We start from the raw sequence: 22,317 nt of genomic DNA on the forward strand, positions 1-22,317 counted from the left end.
CTTTTGATTAACTACCTTAGAATTTTAGTTCCAAGCCTAATCCAACAACGGGTTGCTTGTCTTTTTTATCTGCTTGTTCAAGCGTTAAATAACCTACATAGCCATAGCTCTTTACCTGCTTATTGAAGGCATAATCAGCGCCAGCCATGATTTGCTTGGCTTTAAAATCAGCTGTGGTGTTTTTAAAGCGAGTATCATTCTGGCTATATTGTGCTTTGAGCATCCATTTTTTTGCATTGGGAAGAATATATTCGGCACCTACTAACCAACCTTGAGCATCATCAATACTATTGGCTTTTGTGACCCATTTTGTTGCTTCTGTTGGGTCTGCATAGCTAGTTTCTTCAACATCGGAACGTTGATACAAGCTTTTAATCGCCAAGCCTTCAATCGGATTTAAACGTCCGATGGCACGTATGGTCTTTGCTGCGGCAAAAGCTTGCGTGTCGGCTGTATAAGCCTGTCCTGTGGCAACATTGAGAAAGCCACGTCCTGCAAAAGTGCTTGGAATGGCTTTGTCATAGCCAAGTCCTGCGACAAAAAATGGATGTTCATAAACCAGACTTGCAGACCATGCATCGCCTAAGCCGCGACCTGCAACTTTTGCACCACCGCTGGATGTTTTAATTCCAGATGATTCTCCCGTGGCGAGCAGAGCATTGAGCTTAATTACACCTTTAGAGAGGTTAATGACTGGCGATTCATATAGAACGATGTTATCGATACGGTTTTCTCCAGTTAGAATCCCACCAATATCTGCTTTATTGGCCACATAATTATTGAAAATATCCACCGTACTTGAGAGCTGTTTGACCGGCGTATCATATTTCCCCACTTTGATGGTGCCGAGTTGACTGTCCTTTAATCCGACAAAGCGGTTTCGTTGCGTCCAGTCTGTTCCATCGCCGTCAGCACTCAATCCCCATTCAATCGCATAAACTGCGCTTAGACGTTCAGTTAGTTTCTCATCTCCTTTAATACCCAGATAGGAACTATTGGAGCTGATTTCCCAGACATCTTTATCAGAACTATGGGCATTCTTTTCTGATAAGTAATCGATACTTGCATCAATTTCCCCATAAAGTGTAGGTGCTGCAAAAGTAGTCGTGGTTAAGCACCCAAGCATGGCAAAGCCAAGAAGATTCAATTTCATATTGAGACCCCTGAAAAATGGTGTTGAAGTATTTAGTTTGAAAATCGTGTGGGAGGGTTTATCCCACACAAAATGTGTTGTGATTAAGCGAGAGAGTTACGTTCCAATACAGCTTGCTCGAACAATTGTTGTTCTTTGGCTTTATGTTCGACAGAGAAGCGAATGAGGATGACACTAAATGCGGCTACGGTCACCAAAGCACCTAAAATCATCAGGCAGGTTTGTACATCCAGTAAACCTTTGAGTAAGAAGCCTGCAGCAACAGCACCGACATTACCACCAGCACCGATGATGCCAGCGACGCCGCCCAAAGCATTGCGGTCAATGAAAGGTACAAGCGCGTAAGTTGCACCACAGGACATATGGGTAAACAAGGCAAAAACAGTCATGCTTATGATTGCGAGTGCAACAGTATTCATTTGTGAGAATAAAATCAGGAATAAGCCTTCACATAGGATCATGATAAACAAAACCTTAGTGCGACCATCTAAACCTTTAGTGATTGCAACTTTATCTGAAAGATAACCACCTAATGCACGGGCAAACAGGGCAAGCAGACCAAAAATACCTGCAGTTAAGCCAGCCTCCTTTAATCCCATGTTGAAGTGATCGACATAGTACATTGCAGCGATGTTATGAATAAAAATCTCGATACCAAAACAGGCAGCATAAGAGACAAATAGAATCCAGACACGATAATTACGTGCAGCTTGCATCAGAATCGCAACGCCGCCTTTTTTACCACTGCCAACTTCAATACCTTGCTCGCGGAGCGCTTTAAAATTTCCTTGAGGGCAATCTTGAGTAAGTTTCCAGTACAGCACACCCACGATCAGCATCATGATGCCTGGTACAAGTAGCGCAATTCTCCATCCCATCGCTTGTTCTACGCCAAACATAACGATAGCCCCAAGAATTAAAGGCATAATTGCTTGTGTCGCACCACCACCTGCATTGCCCCAACCGGCAGAAGCTGCATTGGCTGTACCCACCACATTGGGAGCAAACATCACACTGGTATGGTATTGAGTGATGACAAAGCTTGCGCCAATTGCACCAATCAATAAGCGGAAGAACAGGAAAGATTCGTAGGTATTGGCTGCAGCAACACCGAACACGGGAATACTGCCGAGAAGTAAAAGTGCGGTATAGGTTTTGCGTGGACCGTATTTATCACACAATGGGCCAACGATGAGTCGAATTAAAATGGTAATCGCAACCGCGGCAATGTTGATATTGGCGATTTGGTCTTTGGTTAAATTGAACTCGCCTTTGATGACTGGCATGAGGGGAGCACAGGCAAACCAGGCGAAGAAACACACGAAGAATGCTAGCCATGTCATATGGAAAGCACGCATTGCAGGTGTAGAAAAGCTAAATAATTTTATTTCTGTGGCTTTTTTTGCATCAATATTCATTGGTGAAGACATAACTTTCTCCTGAACTGCACGTCATTTATTTTTGCTTAGTCATTACGCTGCTTAAGCAAATCGAACAGAACGGACGTCGTTGGCCGTCATCAAATTGTTTTATGAATCGTCATTGATTCAATGTACTTGATATATAGCAAGTGCCGTGCCAGAAAAATAAATTAACCAAATGAATAATTTAAAATGTTAATCATCAAGGTATTTATAAGAGGATTAAGTGAATCCAGATTATTGGTGTAAATGTGGGGTCGTAGATAGAAGGTGTCTATGTTAGACAATCTTCTATAAATTGCGTTCTCGTGGTGCGTGATTTTTGATCATACTGCTTTGAAAGATTGCACAATAAAAAAAGCAGCGAGTGCTGCTTTTTATGAAATGAAATTTAGAAGCGGTAACCGACACCTGCATAACCTAAAATAGGGTTGATCTCGATATCTGTTTTTGCGCGAATGAGCTCTCCATATTTAGCATCATTCACTGTTATTGTTGCTTCTCCTGTAAGGTGTGCATATGAAACTGAACCAACTGCAAACCAACGATCGTTGAAATCATAAGTAAAACCAGCAGTGGCAACAGGTGCAAATGCATCTGAAGCTTCTAATTTAACTTTTGGATCACCTGAGCTAGTCTTTTGATCCAAGGCTGCACCTGCTTTACCATCTTTAATATTGACAATCATATGTCCAGCATTGATTAGATCATTTTCGATTGCGGAATTGATTTTCAGCTCATTAAAATAAGCATACATTAGACCTAATCCAACATAGGGTCTGAATTTATTTACGCCTGTTTTACCGAAATGATATTGGAGTTCAAAAGCTGGCGTCCATGCGCGCGCAGTAGCTGCTGTACCATGTGCTTCTAGGTCTGTAATGAAAATTTGTTTTTCTAAATCGATTGAAGGTAAATCTATCCCTCCAATAATAGGAAGTTCTATTGATGGATGTGCTGTAGCTGTTAATGGTGCGTAAATTTGCCCTTTGCCTTGAATGTCGACCTTTGGTGGAATACCGGCTTTAACTTCAAGTGAAACATTATCAGTAAAGAAGTAATTTGTCATGATGCCAAGAGTCATGACATCATCTGCTTCTAATCCTGTGCCTGGGTTGTTCCATTCATTTAAACCATAGATTTCAGCATTACCACTTAATGAACCAGGTAAGGTTTCTTGTCCCAAGCCATCTAAAAAATTAATGAAAGCTGTTGAGAGGTTAGGGTCCATATCTTTAGATATACTGTCTTTAACGGTTTTTATTGAAACATCTCCAACTTTGGATTGTTCTCCGTTTGCGACAGCAGTGTTAACTTTGACGGGTTGGGCTTTACCTGTTGGTTTAACATACAAAGCACCTACTGAAACAGAAAAGCGTTTAAACCCATAGCCATCTTTTAGACTGAAATAAGGTGAGTCTGCGAAAGTCACGGTCGGTAGGGCACATAGACCTGTAATCAGGCAAGCGAATGATTTCTTCATCATTTGGGACTCCATGTCCAGAAGTTTGTTAGGATTTTTCTTGCGCCCACCATAACGCTATTTTTATGCAGGCTTTGTTTAGTTAAATTTTATAATTGTTATGCTTATGAATATTTTTGTTTGATTTAAATAAATTGATGAAGAAATTGTGAAGAGATAAAAAAAGCCACCGAAGTGACTTTTTAAAAATAATCCAAATATTATGAATTACATAAAGCGTGATAGATCTTCTTCAGGGCGAGCAGTAAGTACTTCGATCCCTGTTTGTGTTACCAAAATCGTATGTTCATATTGGGCAGATAACTTGTGATCTTTTGTGACAACGGTCCACTTATCACCTAAAAGTTTAGTCTGCCAAACACCTGCATTGACCATTGGTTCAATAGTAAAGGTCATGCCAGCTTCTAGGCGCATACCTGTCCCTTTCTGACCATAATGTAACACTTGTGGTTCATCATGGAATACATTGCCAATGCCGTGACCGCAATATTCCCGTACAACACTAAAGCGCTCAGATTCAACATATTGTTGAATGGCATGGCCCACATCACCTAAATATGAGCCATCTTTTACCGTTGCCATACCGCGATACATCGCTTCTTGTGCGACTGAACATAAACGATTGGCAAGAATCGATGTTTCGCCCCCAACGATATACATCATATTGGTATCGCCGTGATAGCCATCTTTAATCACAGTCACGTCAATATTCAGAATATCACCGTTCTTTAAGATTTTATTTTCAGAGGGAATACCATGACAAACCACATGGTTAACCGAAGTACAAATAGAATGTTGGAACGCAGGGCGGCCTGGTGCAGCACCATAGCCTACACATGCAGGAATTGCGTGTTGAACATTTTCAATATGATTGCGACAGATTGTATCGAGTTCTAGTGTGCTCACACCCGCCTTAATATGCGGTTTAATCATGTCTAGAACTTCAGCCGCCAATTTCCCTGCAACACGCATCTTTTCAATTTCTTCAGGTGTTTTGATTAATCGACGTGGGGCCGTATAAGTTGTATTCATGATCTCTAAAAACTTTTGGTAATTTGCAAGCGTCTATGGTATAAATAGCCGCCTATTTTATCAAATGCTTTTCGTGACTATCTTTTATTTATTTATGAAAAGATTTTACGAAGATATCTGATAACAATAGGCGTAAAAAAATCCGCACATATATCGACACATTACTCTGGGTGCCTAGCAATAGGTGGAGAATGCGGATATATGGAGGCCTAACCCAAACTTTAAGGTAAAGAAAATGGCAGATTACAACGTAAGCATGCGCGACCTTCTTCAAGCAGGCGCACACTTTGGTCACCAAACTCGTTTCTGGAACCCAAAAATGCGTCAATACATTTTTGGTGCACGTAACAAAATTCACATCATCAACCTTGAGCACACTGTTCCTGCGTTAAATGATGCTTTGAACTTCGTTAACAACTTGGCGAGCAAAAAGAACAAAGTATTGTTCGTTGGTACAAAACGAGCTGCTTCTAACATCATCCGTGAACAAGCTCAACGCGCTGGTCAACCATATGTAGATCACCGTTGGTTAGGTGGTATGTTGACGAACTGGAAAACACTTCGCCAATCTATCAACCGTTTAAAAGATCTTCAAACTCAATCTCAAGACGGTACTTTTGCTAAGCTTACTAAACGTGAAGCTTTAGAGCGTACTCGTGAGATGGAAAAACTTGAACGTGCTTTAGGCGGCGTTAAGAACATGGGTGGTTTACCTGACGCATTATTTGTAATCGACGTTGATCACGAAGCGATTGCAATCAAAGAAGCGAAAAACTTAGGTATTCCTGTAATCGGTATCGTTGATACAAACTCTAACCCAGACAACGTTGATTACGTTATTCCGGGTAACGACGATGCGATCCGTGCAGTAACTTTATATGCTTCTGCTATGGCTGATGCGATTCTTGCTGGTAAAGAATATGCTCAATCACAAGCAAATGCACAAGCTAAAGGCGACGACGCTGCTAAAGACGCTTCTGAGGCTTAATGCGTTTTGACGCAAGCTTGTCATTTTTGCGACATGTAATGGTGGCAAATTAAAGCGTCGAGATTGCAAACGGCCCAGAGATTCTTTGGGCCGTTTTTGTTGAACAGATTTATTTTCTACCGATTTTAGGAGATCAACATGACTGCAGTTACTGCGAGCATGGTAAAAGAATTACGTGACCGTACTGGTCTTGCAATGATGGAATGCAAAAAAGCATTAACAGAAGCAGGCGGTGACATCGAACTTGCGATTGATAACCTTCGTAAATCAGGTCAAGCAAAAGCTGCTAAAAAAGCAGGTAACATTGCTGCTGATGGCGCGATCACAATTATTCAAAACGGTAACAAAGCGATTCTTGTTGAAGTTAACTGTCAAACTGACTTCGTTGCTAAAGACGAAAACTTCAAAAACTTCTCTGATAAAGTTGCTGCTGCTGCACTTGCTGCAAACGAAACTGATGCTGCGAAAATTGCTGAACTTAAGCTTGAAGACGGCGCAACTGTAGAAGAAGCTCGTGTTGCATTGGTTCAAAAAATCGGTGAAAACATCCAAGTTCGTCGTGCTCAAATCGTTGAAGGCGAAAACTTGGCTGTTTACAAACACGGTTTAAAAATCGGTGTTGTTGTTTCTTACACAGGTGATGCTGACACTGGTAAAGGTATTGCAATGCACGTTGCTGCGTTCAACCCAGTTGCTGTAAATGCTGAAGCTGTTCCAGCTGACTTGATCGCTAAAGAGAAAGAAATTGCTGAAGCGAAAGCATTAGAATCTGGTAAGCCAGCAAACATCGTTGAGAAAATGGTAACGGGTTCAGTTGAAAAATACTTGAACGAAGTTGCTCTTGATCGTCAAATGTATGTTATCGACAATGACAAGAAAGTTGCTGATGTATTGAAAGCAACTGGTACTGTTGTAGCTCAATTCGTTCGTTTCGAAGTGGGTGAAGGTATTGAGAAGAAAGCTGAAATGAGCTTTGCAGAAGAAGTTGCTGCTGCTCAAGCTGCTGCGAAGTAATTCGTATCTTCTAAAAAAACCCAGTCATTTTGACTGGGTTTTTTATTGCCTGTAGAAAAAACCCACTATATTAAGTGGGCTTTTACCGGTAGAAATAACTTATTCAGCTTCTTTCTTGAGTTCGTATTTGTCAGCTAATTCGCCTGTAATCTCTTTGCCTTCCGTGTCGAGGGCTTTTAAGTAGCCTTCAGCAACAAAGTATTTGCGGCCATCACCAGTTTTGTCGAGTTCAATAATAGAGGTATTCTTGCTGTCAAAAGTAAAGCTGCCTTTGCTTTCAAACGCTTTGCCATCACCTTTGCCAAGATAAGTCTCTTTGAGCTCGTAAGTTTTATCTAGATTAAGTTCAAGTTCGGTTTCAATTCCTTCGCAATCTGCACAAGGAAGTACACCTTTATATGTGCCATTCCAGTCTAATGAGTTTTCTGCTGTGTGTGCACTATCAACAACTTCAGTGCTGCTTTCTGTGCTCGTTGCAGGTGGAGCTTGTTCATCAGTTTTTGGTGTTTCTGCTTTATTGCATGCAACTAAAAAAATAGAAGCTAAAGAAATGGCGATAATTGATTTTTTCATCTTAGATATAACCTTGTGAAAACATTAATATCCAAGTTATTAGATTTTAAAAAGAAATGGTAGTAAGGGAATGTAAGGGTTATTTAACCTTTGGTAAAGCAAGGCAAGTTAGCCTTGTCGTGCTTTGAAGCGAGGGTTTGACTTGCAAATGACAAATAACTTACCGCGACGTTTTACAATCTGGCAGTCACTACTGCGGCGTTTAGCACTTTTAAGAGATGAGCAGACTTTCATTTTGGGTCTTTAGGAGTAAATGTAATGTTATAATATTTCAGTTAATTTGTATTGTAAAGCTCGCCGCATTGTTGAAAGCCTAAATGAAGAGGTGGGTATTGGAAATAAAAAAAGCCCTTATCGAAAGATAAGGGCTTTTTTGAATTTGGAGCGGGAAACGAGACTCGAACTCGCGACCCCAACCTTGGCAAGGTTATGCTCTACCAACTGAGCTATTCCCGCAATAGGACGCATTATAGAGAGTTTCATTCAAGTGTCAACTCTCTAGTGCACTAAGTGCTGAATTAATCAGCACGTCTCCAAATCGTACCTTGTCGCGTATCTTCCAGAACGACACCTTGATCGAGTAAAGACTGGCGGATGCCGTCAGCTTTCGCAAAATCTTTGGCTTTTTTCGCGTCAACACGTTGCTGAATGAAGTTTTCAATTTCACTGTCAGAAAGTGCAAGTGCTTCTTGTCCAATATCTGATTTGAGAAATTCATCCACATCATGCTGAACCAAACCAAGAATGTTGGTTAAATGACGCAGGGTAGAGTAAAGCGTCGTCGCTTGTGCTGCTTGCTCTTCTTTCACCGCGCGATTAAGTTCTTTATTTAGTTCGAACAGCACCGCCATTGCTTCAGCCGTATTGAAATCATCACACATCGCATTGTTAAAGCGCTCAACAAAGTTTTGCTCTAATGTCTCAATCGTTTTTTGACCATATACTTGTTGATAAGCTTTAAATGAATGATAAAAACGGCTCAAAGCAGTTTTTGCTTCTTTTAAGGCAACATCAGAGAAGTTGACAGGGCTACGGTAATGTGAAGACACGATAAAGTAGCGAATCACTTCTGGATGGAATTTTTCCATCACATCGCGAATGGTAAAGAAGTTGCCTAAAGACTTAGACATTTTCTCGCCATCGACATTAATGAAACCAACATGCATCCAATAGTTTACATATTGTTCACCCGTTGATGCTTCACTTTGCGCGATTTCATTTTCATGATGCGGGAACATCAGATCTGACCCCCCCCCATGAATATCGAAATGATTGCCTAGGCAGCAAGTCGACATTGCTGAGCATTCAATATGCCAACCAGGACGGCCATTGCCCCAAGGTGAAGCCCAAGCAGGTTCATTTGCTTTGGCATGTTTCCACAGTACAAAGTCAAAGGGATGTTTCTTTTCAACTTCAACATCCACACGCTCAGATGCACCCGCTTGCATATCATCCAATTTACGACCAGATAAACGACCGTATTTATTGAATTTGCTCACCTCAAAATAAACATCGCCATTGGCAGCAGGGTATGCAGCCCCTTTATCAACCAAGGTACCGATCATATTTTGCATTTGATCGATATATTCAGTTGCTTTAGGTGCTTCATCAGGTTCAGCACAACCTAAGTTAGCCGCATCTTCATTCATTGCTTGAATAAAACGAGCAGTGAGTTGTTGGATGCTTTCGCCATTCTCATTGGCACGTGCAATGATTTTGTCATCAATATCGGTAATGTTGCGAATATAGCGAACTTTCCAACCTTGGCTGCGTAGGAAGCGAATGATGTAGTCGAATGCAACCATAACCCGAGCGTGCCCGATATGACAGTAATCGTAAACCGTCATACCACAGACATACATATCGATTTGACCTTCTTTGCGTGGGACAAATTCAACTTTTTTACGTTGCTCAGAGTTATATAGAACAAAAGGTTGCATAAGGGTTTTCAAACACTCTACAAAAATCGTTATTCATCATAACGTATGCACCATATTTCATAAAGTTATCAGCAGAAAAAAGATGGCTTTCATTTGCAATATTTCTTTATTCAAAACCAATTTGACTCGCTGTCCGAAGTTGGACTTTTTTTGCAAAATAATAATAAATCACTGCCGTTGCCAGAATACCGACCAACCAAGAGATATCCATACCCCCTAATATGGTCGCGATGTGACCAGTGTAAACTTTACTATGAATAAAGGGGAGTTGTAGTAATACCCCCATGACATAACACCCAATGCCGATACTATTCCAGCGACCATATTTTCCATTTGGATCGTATAAGGCAGCGATATCACATTCTTCTTTAGAGATGAAATAGTAGTCTACGAGGTTAATTGCACTCCAAGGAATAAAGAAGGTGAGTAAGAACAAAATAAATGCTTTAAAGCTGTTTAAAAAAGTGTGTTCACCCAGAATTGCGATGATGGTAGAAATGGCAACCATGCTTAAGACAATACCTAAACGGGTCATTCTTGAAATGTGATATTCAGGTTTAAAACTATTCCAAATGGTTGCAATACACATAAAACAACCATAGGCATTCAGGGTGGACAAGGTCACTTTACCAAAGGCAATACTGAAATAGAGGAAAGTGATGATCAGTGCGGCTGCATTCATCCTCACGACATATTGCACCTCATTTCCAACAAAGCCACCTTGTGAGATTTGTGCAATCAATACTCCCAAAGTCATTGAGATCTGTGAACTAAGCAAGGATCCCAGACCGACCGCCAGAAACACACGAGTCGAAGAAGTCTTTGAGGGGAGGTATCTGGAATAATCGGCAACATAAGGGCCAAATGAAATTTGCCAAGAAGCAGAAAGGGAAATCGCGAGTAAAAATGAGGACCAGCTAAATTTTCGAACAGCAATTAATTCTGAAAAATTGGAATGGGTTAAAATTTGAGTCAAAATAATGATAAAGGCAACTATGCCAATAACGCTTGCAACTTTACCTACCCAGTGGATTAAGCGATAACCAATGGTGGCAAAGATCACAATAAACGTCGCATAGATTAAAATTCCAGTGCTATTGCTGACATTGATGAGTTGTGCGATCGCTTTACCTGCGAGGACTTCGCCTGTGGCGGTAAACCCAATGTACATCAAGCAAACCAAGAAAATCGGAATACAGGCACCATATACGCCAAATTGAACGCGGCTTGAAATCATTTGCGGAAGGCCAAGTTTGGGACCTTGTGCTGCATGTAAAGCCATGATGGTGGCACCGAAGCATTGCCCAATTAATAAACCCATAATCGACCAGAAGACATCACCACCGAGTACAATGGCCAAAGCACCTGTGACGATTGCTGTGATTTGTAAATTAGCACCAAACCATAACGTAAATTGACCGAAAACACTGCCATGTCTTTCGTGTTCTGGAATGAAATCAATACTGCGGTTTTCAATAAATTGATGTTGTTCTTTCTCATCCAATGAGCTCATCTTTTACTGCGCATCCTTGAAGCAATTATCGTCATAAAAAATACCTAATTGGGTGCTTAGGTGTGGCCATGTATAATCTTATTTATATATGTATATACAACTAGGCTTAATAATAAGCAAGTTTTTCTATAAGGTATATAAGGGACGTACCATTCAAGATGAATGGACATATCCCTAACTAAATGCGGATTCAGAATATGGGTGTTTAATCTCAATATAATGCGTGTTATTTCATACTTCATCTCTTCATTTTTCATGAAAACTTATACATTTAGAAACGTGTAATATTTGCAGATATGCTAGAATCCCCATCATTCTTTTGATTAAAATTATCTACTGTACAAGTGGATAGAGTATTATTTTGAGTCAAACTCATATGTCACACACCATAGATTTTCAAAAAAGCGCACGAGAAACGTTGCGTATTGAACAACAAGCGATTGAAGTTCTTGCTGCCCAGATTAATGAGCGTTTTGACGTTGCATGTGAGATCCTGTTGCAATGTCAAGGACGTGTTGTTGTGACAGGGATGGGGAAATCTGGGCATATTGGTCGTAAAATGGCGGCTACCTTTGCATCGACCGGAACACCGTCCTTCTTTATGCATCCAGGTGAAGCTGGTCATGGTGATCTTGGCATGTTGGTACGTGGAGATGTACTGATCGCGATTTCAAACTCGGGTAAGAGTGATGAAATCATGATGTTGATGCCGCTGATCAAGCATTTAGGCGTGCCTTTAATTACCATTAGTCGTGATGACAGGGGACCAATGCCACAAAATGCGGATGTTGCGTTGACATTGGGGCAAGCAGATGAAGCTTGTCCTTTAGGTCTAGCACCAACCTCAAGTACCACTGCGACTTTGGTGTTGGGTGATGCCTTAGCCGTGGCACTTTTAGAGGCGCGTGGTTTTACAGCAGATGATTTTGCCCGTTCGCATCCAGCGGGAGCTTTAGGGAAACGTTTACTTTTGCATGTCAAACACTTGATGCATACAGGCGCAGAGTTACCTAAAGTTCGACCAGATACACCAATGAACAAAGTGTTATATGAAATTTCTGACAAACGTCTGGGATTAACTACAGTCGTTGATGAAAATGATACCTTGTTGGGTATTTTTACCGATGGTGATTTACGTCGCATGATTGACCAGCAACAAGGTTTTGATGTGAATTTACCCGTGTCTGCAGTCATGACTAAAAACCCACTAACGATTTCTCAGGAAGCCCGTGCGGTGAAAGCTTTAGAAAAAATGCATGAGAAAAAAGTCAATCAATTTGTGGTTGTTGATGAAGCCAATAAAGTCATTGGTGTGATTAGTATGCATGACCTTATTCAGGCAGGAGTAAATTAAGCCATGGCATCTTATGCTTTACAAGAACAAGCTCGTCATTTACAAGCCCTTGTGCTTGATGTGGATGGGATCTTAAGCGATGGCTTTGTGACTTTAACCAATTCAGGCGATGAGATTAAATCCTTTGATATCCGTGATGGCTTGGGCATGAAACTGGTTCAGCAAGCGGGAATGAAAGTGATTATTATCACTGGACGAAAAAGTAATATCGTTGAAAAACGGATGTCTGATCTTGGTGTAGATTTAGTATTCCAAGGACGTGAAGATAAAGGTGTTGCATTGCGTGAAGCCTGTGCACAACTAGGTCTTTTACCTGAAGATTGTATCTATATGGGTGATGATTGGCCTGATTTATCTGCCTTTGCGATTGCGGGCATGAAAGTTACTGTGCCAAATGGACATGAAGAAGTACGCCGTCGTGCGAATCTGGTCACCCAAGCAATGGGTGGCCGTGGAGCAGTACGTGAAGTCTGCGATATGTTGTTGATGGCAAAAGGTGTTTACCAAGAACTGCTTGAAAAATATCTTGCTGTACCACATTAATAGAGTGTTGATTTGCTCAAAGGTTAGGTAACCCTGTTTATGGATACCAAAGTTTTATATGTTGTTGCTGTCGCAGTTGCTACTGTGAGTGGTGGCTATTACTATTACAGTGGCAAAGCAAAAAAATTGGATGTTGATTCAGCCAAGAATATGACCTATTCAGCACAGGGTGTACATTTAACCCAGACCGATGAACAGGGTAATTTGTATATTCGTGCTCAAGTCAAACAGCTAGAACAAAATATGCAACAAAAAACCTCTCAGCTTGATCAACTGAATGCAGTGATGTACAAACAGGGCAAACCTGATGCGACATTCTATGCTAAACAAGCACATGGTTATGATGATAATACTAAAGTTGTTTTGCTAGGTGATGTAGTCGCAACGAAATTGTCTGATCAGGGTAATAAAATGGAGTTTCATACAGATGAACTCACGGGTTACCCAAAAACAAGAGAGCTTGAAACACAACATCAAGTCACGGTGCAATCACCGTCAGCTGAGTTCGTGAGTCAAGGCCTCAAGGCTAATTTAAATAATGGTCAATATGAATTTTATAAAATTCGAGGAAAGTATGCGCCAAGCTCTTAATTCTAAATCTCGTTCTACTTTCCTGAAACAAATCACTTGTGCTGCCGTGGTTGCATTATCTTCTGCTGCAAGTTTTGCTTTGCCGTCAGATCGTAATCAACAACTTTCATTAGTTGCTGATCGCGCAACCTATAATGATAAAACAGGTGTAACGACATACACCGGCAATGTCGTGATTGAGCAAGGTACGATGAAGCTGCAGGCGGATTCAATTGTTGCAAATTTAAATAGTAAGAAAGAGATCCAGATCATCACGGCAAAAGGTCAGCTTGCAAAATTTCAGCAGCAAATGGATGCAAATAAGGGCTTAGCTCGCGGTGAGGCACAAACCATCGTCTATAATGCAGATACGGGTATTATTACCTTAACGGGTAAAGCTTATCTGTATCAGGATGGCTCGAGTATTCGGGGTAACAGCCTAAAATACAGTATGAACAAAGGAGATGTTGAAGCGCAAGGTTCTTCAACCAATCGCGTGCAAATCATTATTCCACCTTCAAGCTCAAAAAGTTTCCCAGGGGCGCGTGATTAATGGAACAATCAGTGCAGCAACCACAGACGCTTTGTATTAAGCATTTGGCTAAGAACTATAGTAAACGTTGGGTTGTAAAAGATGTTTCTTTTACAATGCAAAGTGGACAGATTGTGGGTCTGCTTGGGCCAAATGGTGCAGGTAAAACCACAAGCTTTTATATGGTCGTTGGTCTTGTTCGCATGGACAAAGGCGAAATTCACTTAGACAATCTTGATTTGTCTGATCTTGCAATGCATGAACGTGCCCGTAAAGGCATTGGCTATTTACCGCAAGAAGCTTCAATCTTTAGAAAGCTGACAATTGCCGAAAACATTATGGCAATTTTAGAAACACGTAAAGATTTAAATAAACAGCAGCGCCAACAACGTCTCAATGAACTATTAAGTGATTTTAAAATCAATCACATTAAGGACTCCCTGGGCATGAGCGTGTCGGGTGGTGAGCGTCGCCGTGCTGAAATTGCACGTGCTTTGGCTGCAGATCCGAAGTTTATGTTGCTGGATGAACCTTTTGCGGGGGTTGATCCAATTTCTGTTGGTGATATTAAAGATATTATCCAGACGCTCAAAGACCGTGGCATTGGCGTGTTGATTACCGATCATAACGTGCGTGAGACCTTAGCAATTTGCGAGAAAGCTTATATTGTGAGTGAGGGTTCTGTGATTGCAGAAGGCACACCGCAAGAAATTTTAGATAATGAGCAAGTCCGTAAAGTATATCTAGGCGATGATTTTGTTGTTTAGTCAGCAGAATCTGTATTTAAGAAAAGAACCGAAAGGTTCTTTTTTTTATGAAGAAAAAAATGATAAGCGGTGAAAGATTGGGTCGATCATGAAATGTTTAGGGATGTTTTTAATTAATTTATTGATAAGTATTTATTTTATTTATCCTCTTACCAAGGCATAATCTATTAAAATGTGAACTGTTTTACAAAAATATACACATATCTATGGGGGAATTTATGTGAGGAACATAGTGTTTTTTATAAAAAAATGCTTAAAATGAAAATGCTGAAATGATAACAATACGAAAAAAATATGAACTTGCACAACGATATAAAAGTGAATAATGGAACATGGAAAAAAAGTATGGATTTTAAGTGGTTACTCTATGTAGCAACACTGTCTGTGCCAATCACACATGCAACAACACCGAGTGAACAATATCACACTTTAAAAAACAACATTTCTAAGCTTTTTGTCCCAAAAAGTAGTGATGAGTTCAAAGTGGCACAAATGCAGAAATTGAGTAATTTTTCTGTAGATACCTCGCTAGGAAGTGATTTGCCTGTGGTTGGGTCAGGTCGCCCTCAAGTCGATACGATTCCAACTGCTTTTTGGCAGAATCAACGCAAACTACTTACAGATGCGGTACAGATTGCAGTACAGCGTAATCCTGAAATTTCACAAGGCATTGCAGCATTAGCGTCACAAAATGCCAATATTGATGTCGCCAAATCTGGTTATTATCCACAGATTGGTGGTGGCGTGAGTACCGGAGATTTAGGTAAAAAAAGTACCCGAGGCCAGCAGTTGCTTACTTTAAGTGCAACACAAATGCTGTACGATTTTGGGAAAGTAAAATCGGGTGTTGATGTCGAAAAAGCAAAAGTCTTGGTTGGGCAAGCCAATGTACTGGTCAAAATTGATGATATTTCCTTAGACGTTGCACAGACGATTATAAATATTCAGCGTTATCAAAAATTGATCCAGATTGCGAATCAGCAAATCGCAGGGATTAAACGTATTCAAGAGATGGCGAATTTACGTGCTAATGCAGGGATTAGTAGTCAGGCTGACCCAATACAAGCACAGTCTTATTTGCAATCAGCACAATCTGCGATGATTGCGCAACAATCATTACTGAGTCAATATCAGCAGCATTTGTATACTTTATTGGGCTTTGATACACGAAATGTACAATGGGCCATTTCAGAAGATTATGTAAAACAATCAGATTTATATGCTGCACCACAGTTCAATACCATTCCGCAAATGATTGCAGCACAAGCTGGAATTGAAGTTGCGCGTAATCAAAAATTACAGACACAGGTGAGTAATTATCCGACACTTGCCGTAAAAGGTGAACTGAGTCAAGCTTTGCACGGTCGAAACCCAAGCAATGATAAAGAGGGCGGGTTTGATAGTGCCATCATGTTTGAAGCCAGCAGTCAGTTCTATCAGGGGGGAGCAACCTCCTCAAAAACTCGGGCGGCTAGTTTTGCTGAAGAGGCAGCTAAAGCACAAGTCAATGCCGTATATTTAAAAGTGTTGGATCAAATTAGAACCAGCCGTGAACAAATCGAAAATAAGCAACGCCAAATGCAGGTTTTGGCAGGGCAACAAGCAACAACAATACGAACTAGAGAACTTTACCAAGAACAATATAAGTTAGGGACACGGACTTTGGTTGACCTGCTCAATGCAGAACAGGCAATTCATAGTGCGAATTCAGAAGCAGAAACGGCACGTTATGACATTTACAGCAGTATTGCACAATATATTGCTGCGACAGGACGTTCTCGCCAAGCCTATGACCTCAATAATATAAAAATCCAAGGATTTGAGGTACAACCATGATGACTACAAAAATAAATTATCAGCCTTGGTTACAGGCCATACTGACGATTGCAAAACATTATCGCATTGAACCTTCTGAGGAACGGATTCGTTTACAGCTTGACTGGAACCAGAATCAAAATCTCGATGAAGTCTTGGTTTTGATTAGTCGGCAGGTCGGTTTGAATGTTAGGCGAGTTGCTTTTAGTAACGAAGTGATTAACCCTTGGCGTTTACCTGTACTGGTAGAATTAGCCGACGGGCAGGTTGGTGTTATCGATAAAGCAGACGGTTCAGGCCATGTCAGTGTTCAACTGAGTGGTGATCAGGGATTATCGCAAAAGTTTGCAGTGGGTGCATTGAAACACATTATTAAAAATGTGTATGTGCTTCGCCCAGAACAGTCGGTGCCTGATGCGCGTATCGATGAGTATATCAAACCGTATGAACCAAGCTGGTTCTGGTCAATTGTATTACAGGATTGGAAACGCTATATCGATATCATGTTGGCATCGATGATTGCCAATATTTTGGCTTTAGCCACCATTATTTTCTCGATGCAAGTCTATGACCGTGTAGTTCCATCGCAATCCATTCCTACACTCTGGGTACTTGCGAGTGGTGTACTGATTGCAGCTATCTTTGAGTTTGTTTTAAGGCTATCTCGGGTCTATATTTCGGACATTATTGGTAAGCGAGCTGATTTACGGATTTCTGATCGAGTCTTTGGTCATGCCTTAAGAATCAAAAATAGTGAACGTTCTAAGTCAACAGGTACCTTTATTTCTCAAATACGTGAGTTGGAGGGGGTTCGAGACTTAGTGACGTCAACCACCATGGGCGCAATTGCCGATCTCCCTTTCTTTTTCTTATTCCTGATTATTTTTGCAATCATTGGCGGCAACCTCTTCTGGGTGATGCTATTGGTGGTTCCTTTGATGATTTTGCCTGCAATTTTGGCCCAGAATAAATTGGCACAACTTGCACAGGAAGGGATGCGTGAATCTTCAATTCGCAATGCCATTTTGGTTGAAGCAGTACAAGGTATTGAAGATATTAAATTATTACGTGCAGAGTCACGGTTCCAGAATCAATGGAATCATATGAATGAAGTATCTGCTGATATTAGTATGCAGCAGCGCAAGATCGTAGGTGTACTGACTGCGTGGACACAAAAGATTCAGGGCTTGACATATGCTGCGGTGATTTTAGTCGGTTGTTTTGCGGTAATGAAAGGCGATATGACCACAGGTGCGTTGGTGGCCTGTTCGATTTTATCTTCACGTATGCTTGCGCCGATTTCACAAATCACAGGGATTTTGGGACGTTTACAACAGGCAAAAGTCGCGAAGAAAAGCTTAGATGAGTTAATGCAGAAACCAGTAGATCAACCAGATCAAGCGCATTTAGTACACAAAGAAGTATTACATGGTGATTATGAGTTGAAAAAAGTGGTGTTCCAATATACCGAAGATGATCCACGTCCAAGTTTGGTAATCCCACAACTTAAGATTCGTGCGGGTGAACGTATTGCGATTTTGGGGCGCAATGGTGCAGGTAAATCTACTTTATTACAGATTTTGTCTGCAATGCAGTTCCCTAATTCGGGTTCGGTGTATTTGGATGATCTGGATATTAGCCTGATTGATCCTGCCGATGTGCGTCGTGACATGGGCTTACTTAACCAGAATGCACATTTATTTTATGGCACTATTCGTGAAAACTTGACGCTTGGTGCGCCTTTAGCACGTGATGAAGATATTCTCAAAGCTTTAAAAGTAACCGGTGCGTTGAGTTTTGTGCATGAAAAGAAAGAAGGGCTAGATCATTTAGTATTGGAAGGGGGTGTTGGTTTCTCTGGTGGGCAACGACAAGCCTTATTATTGGCTCGTTTATTGATTCGTCAGCCAAATATTTTATTGCTGGATGAACCGACTGCTGCCATTGATGATGTGGCAGAAAAGCAATTGATTGATCACTTAAAGTCTTGGCTCGGTTATCGGACTTTAGTTGTTGCAACGCATCGACGTGCGGTTTTGGAATTGGTTGACCGAATTATTGTCATGAATGAAGGCAAAATCGTCATGGATGGACCTGTAGATCAAGTTTTACAACAATCAACGATAAAACAAAAAATAGTTTAATACTTTGAGGAAATTTTATGAGTGAACAACAACAGAACAGCAGTCGTCCCATGAACGTAACCTATAATGAACCAAAGTTACCTCGTTCGACGCTTGTTGTTTGGATGATTGGGATTGGTTTACTTTCACTCTTAATCTGGGCATGGTTATTTAATCTTGAAGAGGTTTCAACCGGTACGGGGAAAGTGATTCCTTCTTCAAAAGAGCAAATTATTCAGTCGCTTGAAGGGGGGATTTTAACTAAACTCGATGTCAATGAAGGGGATGTGGTTGAAAAGGGACAAATCCTTGCTCAACTTGATCCTACACGTTTTGCTTCGAATGTTGGAGAGTCAAAGTCCTTACTGATATCGGCACAAGCTACCGCAGCGCGTTTACGTGCTGAGGTGACAGGTTCACCCTTAAGTTTTCCAGAAGACGTACAAAAGAGTCCTAAATTGGTACAAGAAGAAACAGCGCTATATTTGTCACGACGTGCCAATTTGGAACAGTCAATTGAAGGCTATGAACAAGCAGCAAAACTGGTACGACAAGAACTGGCGATGACTGAGCCATTGGTTGCCAAAGGGGCGGCCAGTGAGGTTGAAGTCTTGCGTTTAAAGCGTGAAGCCAATGATCTAAGCAATAAAATCAATGACACGCGCAACCAGTACTATGTCAAAGCACGAGAAGAATTGTCTAAGGCAAATACCGATATTCAAACTCAGCAGCAGATTGTGAATGGTCGAAATGACAGTTTAGAGCGTGCGGTATTTAAAGCGCCTGTTCGTGGCGTTGTGAAAGAAATTGATGTTACGACTTTGGGGGGGGTAATTCCTCAAAATGGTAAGTTGATGACCATTGTTCCTTTAGAAGATAAGTTGTTGATCGAGGCGCGTATTTCACCACGAGATATTGCATTTATTCGTCCTGGTCAGGAAGCTCTGGTTAAAATCACGGCCTATGATTATTCAATCTATGGTGGTTTGGATGGTAAAGTGACTGTGATTTCACCAGATACCATTCGTGATGAGGTCAAGCAAGATCAGTTCTATTATCGTGTTTATATTCGTACTGATTCAGACCGTTTATATAACAAAGCGGGTAAAGCCTTTAGCATCACACCGGGTATGGTGGCAACAGTGGATATTCGTACAGGGCAAAAAACTATTATGGATTACTTGTTGAAACCGTTTAATAAAGCCAAAGAAGCATTACGCGAACGTTAATTTGTGTTGATAAAAAACCTCGCTTGATGCGAGGTTTTTTATTTAGGTGTTAAAAAGCTATAATCTCGTTTTAAATTTGTATTTATGTTTATGCCATTCACTATTGCCACTACGGTTACTTTTGAAGAAGACATTAAAAAAAGTCGTTTCCAAGCGATTGCTGCTGTTGTTGAAAATGAGCAGCAGGTGAAGAACTTTTTAGAAGAGCATAAAGATCTGTCAACGACGCATCAATGTTGGGCGTGGAAAATTGGGCATCAGGTTCGATTCAATGATGATGGCGAACCCTCAGGCACAGCAGGGCGTCCTATACTCGCGACGATTGAAGGCAATGAGCTGACCAATGTGATTGTATTGGTGAATCGCTGGTATGGTGGGATTAAGTTAGGTACAGGTGGATTGGTTCGTGCTTATAGTGGCTGTGCGGGACAATGTTTGGTCTTGGCTGAAAAAATTGAGTTGATTGAAAAAAAGCAAATTCGCTTTGCTTGTTTATTCAATGAATGGGCGATTATTCAGTATGAGCTAATGCAGCAGCAGATCGAATATCAAGAGCAATATACTGAAACAGGTGTTGTGATTGAGGCGCGAGTTCAAGTGCATCAGATTGAACCATTAAGATTAAAACTCCAAGATGTCACGAGAGGTCGAGAGCAATTGGTATTGGTTGAGGAGCAAGACAATGAATGATCCTTTATTAAAATACCGAGAGCAGCATAAACAGCGTCTGAATTATATGCCGTGGCTGTATTGGACATTAAAATCCAAGCATCGTGAATGGGCTGAGGCATGGCAGGCCGAGTATCAAGCCTATCTGATGGATATGGAAACCGTTGAAATTGGTAAGAACTGTTTTATTTCACCTTTAGCACATATTTTTGCTGAACGTGGTCGAAAGATTACGATTGGCGATAATACTTTCATTGCTGCCGATTGTACTTTGCATGGTCCTTTACAGATTGGCAATGAAGTTGCGATCAACCACCACTGTATTTTAGATGGTGGTCGTAGCGGGATTAAGTTGCACGATCAAGTTCGAATTGCGGCCTATAGTCACCTATATGCATTTGATCATGGGATGGATTTAGATCGCGCCATTTATCAGCAGCCTGTCACTTCTAAAGGCATAGAAATCGGCTGTGATGTGTGGCTAGGCGCTCATGTTGGGATCAAGGATGGAATTAAAATTGGAGATCATGCCGTGGTGGGAATGAACAGTATGGTGACCAAAGATGTCGAGGATTATGCAGTGGTAGCAGGGAATCCAGCAAAATTAATTCGTTATCGAAGCGAATAAAAAAGTGTATGAGATTCGATACATAAATTTAACCCACCATGCTTTTATCTATGTTAAGTTAAAAATAAGTAGAAGACCTAAGGTATATACCTAGAGAGAGGCGAAAATGAACCGTGTAATTGCATGTATTGATTCTTCACCCTGTATTGATGCAGTTGCGGAAGCAGCGGCATGGGTTGCGAAACAAACGCAAAGAGAGTTGGTACTGTTGCAAATCTTGGACTATTACCCAGCTAGCTATCATTTAGGTGAAATCAGTGGCGTGATTGGTTTTGAAAGTAATGCCATGCTACTTAAAGAACTTGCAGAGTTAGAACAAAAGCAAAGTGAGTTGGCGCTCGATTATAGTAATAATTTACTGAATCATATTTCCGAATTGATCGAAAAACAATATGGTTTAAGCAGTACTAAAATTCAGGAAAAAGGCGATTTTCTTGAACAAAGTTTTAATATTCTCCATGAAAATGATGTGGTCATCATCGGACGGGTGGGTGAGCGCGCCGCAGAGAAGAATAAGCCGATAGGCAGCAATGTCGAAAACTTTATTCGTGGTGCGAATTGTACAGTCATCACTGTTGGAGAACATTTCCAACCGCCAAAACGTTTTATCTTTGCTTATGAATATTCACCAACTTGCCAAAAGATGCTGCAACGAATCGCGCAAAGTGACCTGTTAAAAAAACTACAATGCCATTTGCTTTATGTAGGAGACCATCCAGAAATGCTGGCGGAACCCGAAAAGTATTTGACCGATGCGGGTTTGGAAGTGGTTTCAGTGTACCGTTATGGTGATGTTGCACAAAATATTCTTGAATATCAAAGAGAACATGATATTCAACTGATTGTATTAGGTGCATTCAGTCATAGTAAAATTCATCAATTCTTCTTGGGTAGTATTACGACAAGCATTTTCCGTAATGCTAATGTGCCGCTATTAGTTGCTAAGTGATTCATTTTATTCCATATAGTT

21 protein-coding genes and 1 tRNA gene are annotated in these 22,317 nt (G+C 40.9%); 13 read left to right on the top strand and 9 right to left on the bottom strand.

Translation table 11 applies throughout. The annotated features are described in order from the left end of the window. Nucleotides 1-16: 16 nt before the first annotated feature. From F993_RS16220 to map, 4 genes are all read right to left on the bottom strand, one after another. Nucleotides 17-1,153, bottom strand: a complete 1,137-nt coding sequence (locus F993_RS16220; protein WP_004652719.1) for a porin — start codon at nucleotides 1,151-1,153, stop codon at nucleotides 17-19. Between the two features lie 83 nt (nucleotides 1,154-1,236). Then, nucleotides 1,237-2,583 (bottom strand): MFS transporter, encoded by a 1,347-nt coding sequence (locus F993_RS16215; protein ID WP_004652720.1) that lies wholly within the window; start codon nucleotides 2,581-2,583, stop codon nucleotides 1,237-1,239. Between the two features lie 382 nt (nucleotides 2,584-2,965). Continuing rightward, nucleotides 2,966-4,060, bottom strand: coding sequence for an OmpW/AlkL family protein (locus F993_RS16210; protein ID WP_004652721.1), 1,095 nt, complete (start codon nucleotides 4,058-4,060; stop codon nucleotides 2,966-2,968). Between the two features lie 204 nt (nucleotides 4,061-4,264). After that, nucleotides 4,265-5,089: a type I methionyl aminopeptidase gene (map, locus tag F993_RS16205; RefSeq protein WP_004652722.1), complete on the bottom strand. Its 825-nt coding sequence runs from the start codon at nucleotides 5,087-5,089 to the stop codon at nucleotides 4,265-4,267. 235 nt (nucleotides 5,090-5,324) lie between these two features. On the opposite strand from map, the gene rpsB reads away from it, so the two are divergent. Both rpsB and tsf read left to right on the top strand, forming a co-directional pair. Continuing rightward, complete coding sequence (rpsB, locus tag F993_RS16200) at nucleotides 5,325-6,077, top strand: 30S ribosomal protein S2 (RefSeq protein ID WP_004652723.1); 753 nt, start codon at nucleotides 5,325-5,327, stop codon at nucleotides 6,075-6,077. A gap of 138 nt (nucleotides 6,078-6,215) precedes the next feature. After that, nucleotides 6,216-7,091, top strand: a complete 876-nt coding sequence (tsf, locus tag F993_RS16195; protein WP_004652724.1) for a translation elongation factor Ts — start codon at nucleotides 6,216-6,218, stop codon at nucleotides 7,089-7,091. 99 nt (nucleotides 7,092-7,190) lie between these two features. Here the strand turns inward: tsf and F993_RS16190 are convergent, their stop codons facing one another. From F993_RS16190 to F993_RS16175, 5 genes are all read right to left on the bottom strand, one after another. Continuing rightward, entirely contained in the window at nucleotides 7,191-7,664 is a 474-nt protein-coding gene (locus F993_RS16190; RefSeq protein ID WP_004652726.1) for a copper resistance protein NlpE, read from the bottom strand. Between the two features lie 108 nt (nucleotides 7,665-7,772). Beyond that, nucleotides 7,773-7,898: a type B 50S ribosomal protein L36 gene (gene ykgO / locus F993_RS19985; RefSeq protein ID WP_010590029.1), complete on the bottom strand. Its 126-nt coding sequence runs from the start codon at nucleotides 7,896-7,898 to the stop codon at nucleotides 7,773-7,775. Between the two features lie 146 nt (nucleotides 7,899-8,044). Further along, a tRNA-Gly gene (locus F993_RS16185) sits at nucleotides 8,045-8,120 on the bottom strand. A 62-nt stretch (nucleotides 8,121-8,182) separates the two neighbouring features. Beyond that, nucleotides 8,183-9,604 (bottom strand): cysteine--tRNA ligase, encoded by a 1,422-nt coding sequence (gene cysS / locus F993_RS16180; protein ID WP_004652727.1) that lies wholly within the window; start codon nucleotides 9,602-9,604, stop codon nucleotides 8,183-8,185. Nucleotides 9,605-9,710: 106 nt separating this feature from the next. After that, complete coding sequence (locus F993_RS16175; protein WP_004652728.1) at nucleotides 9,711-11,117, bottom strand: purine-cytosine permease family protein; 1,407 nt, start codon at nucleotides 11,115-11,117, stop codon at nucleotides 9,711-9,713. A gap of 376 nt (nucleotides 11,118-11,493) precedes the next feature. On the opposite strand from F993_RS16175, the gene F993_RS16170 reads away from it, so the two are divergent. The 11 genes from F993_RS16170 (at nucleotide 11,494) to F993_RS16120 (ending at nucleotide 22,296) form a co-directional block, all read left to right on the top strand. Continuing rightward, nucleotides 11,494-12,471, top strand: a complete 978-nt coding sequence (locus F993_RS16170) for a KpsF/GutQ family sugar-phosphate isomerase (RefSeq protein ID WP_004652729.1) — start codon at nucleotides 11,494-11,496, stop codon at nucleotides 12,469-12,471. A gap of 3 nt (nucleotides 12,472-12,474) precedes the next feature. Then, nucleotides 12,475-13,014, top strand: a complete 540-nt coding sequence (locus F993_RS16165) for a KdsC family phosphatase (RefSeq protein WP_004652730.1) — start codon at nucleotides 12,475-12,477, stop codon at nucleotides 13,012-13,014. Between the two features lie 39 nt (nucleotides 13,015-13,053). Next, nucleotides 13,054-13,605, top strand: coding sequence for an LPS export ABC transporter periplasmic protein LptC (gene lptC, locus F993_RS16160; protein ID WP_004652731.1), 552 nt, complete (start codon nucleotides 13,054-13,056; stop codon nucleotides 13,603-13,605). Next, nucleotides 13,589-14,137: a lipopolysaccharide transport periplasmic protein LptA gene (gene lptA, locus F993_RS16155; RefSeq protein WP_004652732.1), complete on the top strand. Its 549-nt coding sequence runs from the start codon at nucleotides 13,589-13,591 to the stop codon at nucleotides 14,135-14,137. The genes lptC and lptA overlap by 17 nt, the downstream gene beginning before the upstream one ends. Then, the gene (lptB, locus tag F993_RS16150; protein WP_004652734.1) at nucleotides 14,137-14,883 is read left to right on the top strand and encodes an LPS export ABC transporter ATP-binding protein; all 747 of its coding nucleotides are present in this window, start codon (nucleotides 14,137-14,139) and stop codon (nucleotides 14,881-14,883) included. Before lptA ends, lptB begins: the two co-directional genes overlap by 1 nt. 345 nt (nucleotides 14,884-15,228) lie before the next feature. After that, nucleotides 15,229-16,719: a TolC family protein gene (locus F993_RS16145; protein WP_004652735.1), complete on the top strand. Its 1,491-nt coding sequence runs from the start codon at nucleotides 15,229-15,231 to the stop codon at nucleotides 16,717-16,719. Then, entirely contained in the window at nucleotides 16,719-18,842 is a 2,124-nt protein-coding gene (locus F993_RS16140; protein ID WP_032812641.1) for a type I secretion system permease/ATPase, read from the top strand. The genes F993_RS16145 and F993_RS16140 overlap by 1 nt, the downstream gene beginning before the upstream one ends. Nucleotides 18,843-18,859: 17 nt before the next feature. After that, the gene (locus F993_RS16135) at nucleotides 18,860-20,050 is read left to right on the top strand and encodes an HlyD family type I secretion periplasmic adaptor subunit (RefSeq protein WP_004652737.1); all 1,191 of its coding nucleotides are present in this window, start codon (nucleotides 18,860-18,862) and stop codon (nucleotides 20,048-20,050) included. 90 nt (nucleotides 20,051-20,140) lie between these two features. Next, on the top strand, nucleotides 20,141-20,740 hold the full coding sequence (locus F993_RS16130) for an IMPACT family protein (RefSeq protein WP_032812393.1): 600 nt from the start codon (nucleotides 20,141-20,143) through the stop codon (nucleotides 20,738-20,740). Continuing rightward, the gene (locus tag F993_RS16125; protein ID WP_004652739.1) at nucleotides 20,733-21,347 is read left to right on the top strand and encodes an acyltransferase; all 615 of its coding nucleotides are present in this window, start codon (nucleotides 20,733-20,735) and stop codon (nucleotides 21,345-21,347) included. The genes F993_RS16130 and F993_RS16125 overlap by 8 nt, the downstream gene beginning before the upstream one ends. 106 nt (nucleotides 21,348-21,453) lie before the next feature. Then, nucleotides 21,454-22,296 (top strand): universal stress protein, encoded by an 843-nt coding sequence (locus F993_RS16120; RefSeq protein ID WP_004652740.1) that lies wholly within the window; start codon nucleotides 21,454-21,456, stop codon nucleotides 22,294-22,296. The last annotated feature ends 21 nt before the right edge of the window (nucleotides 22,297-22,317 follow it).

It is taken from the genome of Acinetobacter proteolyticus (genome assembly GCF_000367945.1).
Classification (GTDB): Bacteria; Pseudomonadota; Gammaproteobacteria; order Pseudomonadales; family Moraxellaceae; genus Acinetobacter; species Acinetobacter proteolyticus.

Coding starts and splice junctions, on each gene's coding strand:
- F993_RS16220 (WP_004652719.1), bottom strand. CDS start 1,153: ATGAAATTGAATCTTCTTGGCTTTGCCATGCTTGGGTGCTTAACCACG.
- F993_RS16215 (WP_004652720.1), bottom strand. CDS start 2,583: ATGTCTTCACCAATGAATATTGATGCAAAAAAAGCCACAGAAATAAAA.
- F993_RS16210 (WP_004652721.1), bottom strand. CDS start 4,060: ATGATGAAGAAATCATTCGCTTGCCTGATTACAGGTCTATGTGCCCTA.
- map (WP_004652722.1), bottom strand. CDS start 5,089: ATGAATACAACTTATACGGCCCCACGTCGATTAATCAAAACACCTGAA.
- rpsB (WP_004652723.1), top strand. CDS start 5,325: ATGGCAGATTACAACGTAAGCATGCGCGACCTTCTTCAAGCAGGCGCA.
- tsf (WP_004652724.1), top strand. CDS start 6,216: ATGACTGCAGTTACTGCGAGCATGGTAAAAGAATTACGTGACCGTACT.
- F993_RS16190 (WP_004652726.1), bottom strand. CDS start 7,664: ATGAAAAAATCAATTATCGCCATTTCTTTAGCTTCTATTTTTTTAGTT.
- ykgO (WP_010590029.1), bottom strand. CDS start 7,898: ATGAAAGTCTGCTCATCTCTTAAAAGTGCTAAACGCCGCAGTAGTGAC.
- cysS (WP_004652727.1), bottom strand. CDS start 9,604: ATGCAACCTTTTGTTCTATATAACTCTGAGCAACGTAAAAAAGTTGAA.
- F993_RS16175 (WP_004652728.1), bottom strand. CDS start 11,117: ATGAGCTCATTGGATGAGAAAGAACAACATCAATTTATTGAAAACCGC.
- F993_RS16170 (WP_004652729.1), top strand. CDS start 11,494: ATGTCACACACCATAGATTTTCAAAAAAGCGCACGAGAAACGTTGCGT.
- F993_RS16165 (WP_004652730.1), top strand. CDS start 12,475: ATGGCATCTTATGCTTTACAAGAACAAGCTCGTCATTTACAAGCCCTT.
- lptC (WP_004652731.1), top strand. CDS start 13,054: ATGGATACCAAAGTTTTATATGTTGTTGCTGTCGCAGTTGCTACTGTG.
- lptA (WP_004652732.1), top strand. CDS start 13,589: ATGCGCCAAGCTCTTAATTCTAAATCTCGTTCTACTTTCCTGAAACAA.
- lptB (WP_004652734.1), top strand. CDS start 14,137: ATGGAACAATCAGTGCAGCAACCACAGACGCTTTGTATTAAGCATTTG.
- F993_RS16145 (WP_004652735.1), top strand. CDS start 15,229: ATGGATTTTAAGTGGTTACTCTATGTAGCAACACTGTCTGTGCCAATC.
- F993_RS16140 (WP_032812641.1), top strand. CDS start 16,719: ATGACTACAAAAATAAATTATCAGCCTTGGTTACAGGCCATACTGACG.
- F993_RS16135 (WP_004652737.1), top strand. CDS start 18,860: ATGAGTGAACAACAACAGAACAGCAGTCGTCCCATGAACGTAACCTAT.
- F993_RS16130 (WP_032812393.1), top strand. CDS start 20,141: ATGCCATTCACTATTGCCACTACGGTTACTTTTGAAGAAGACATTAAA.
- F993_RS16125 (WP_004652739.1), top strand. CDS start 20,733: ATGAATGATCCTTTATTAAAATACCGAGAGCAGCATAAACAGCGTCTG.
- F993_RS16120 (WP_004652740.1), top strand. CDS start 21,454: ATGAACCGTGTAATTGCATGTATTGATTCTTCACCCTGTATTGATGCA.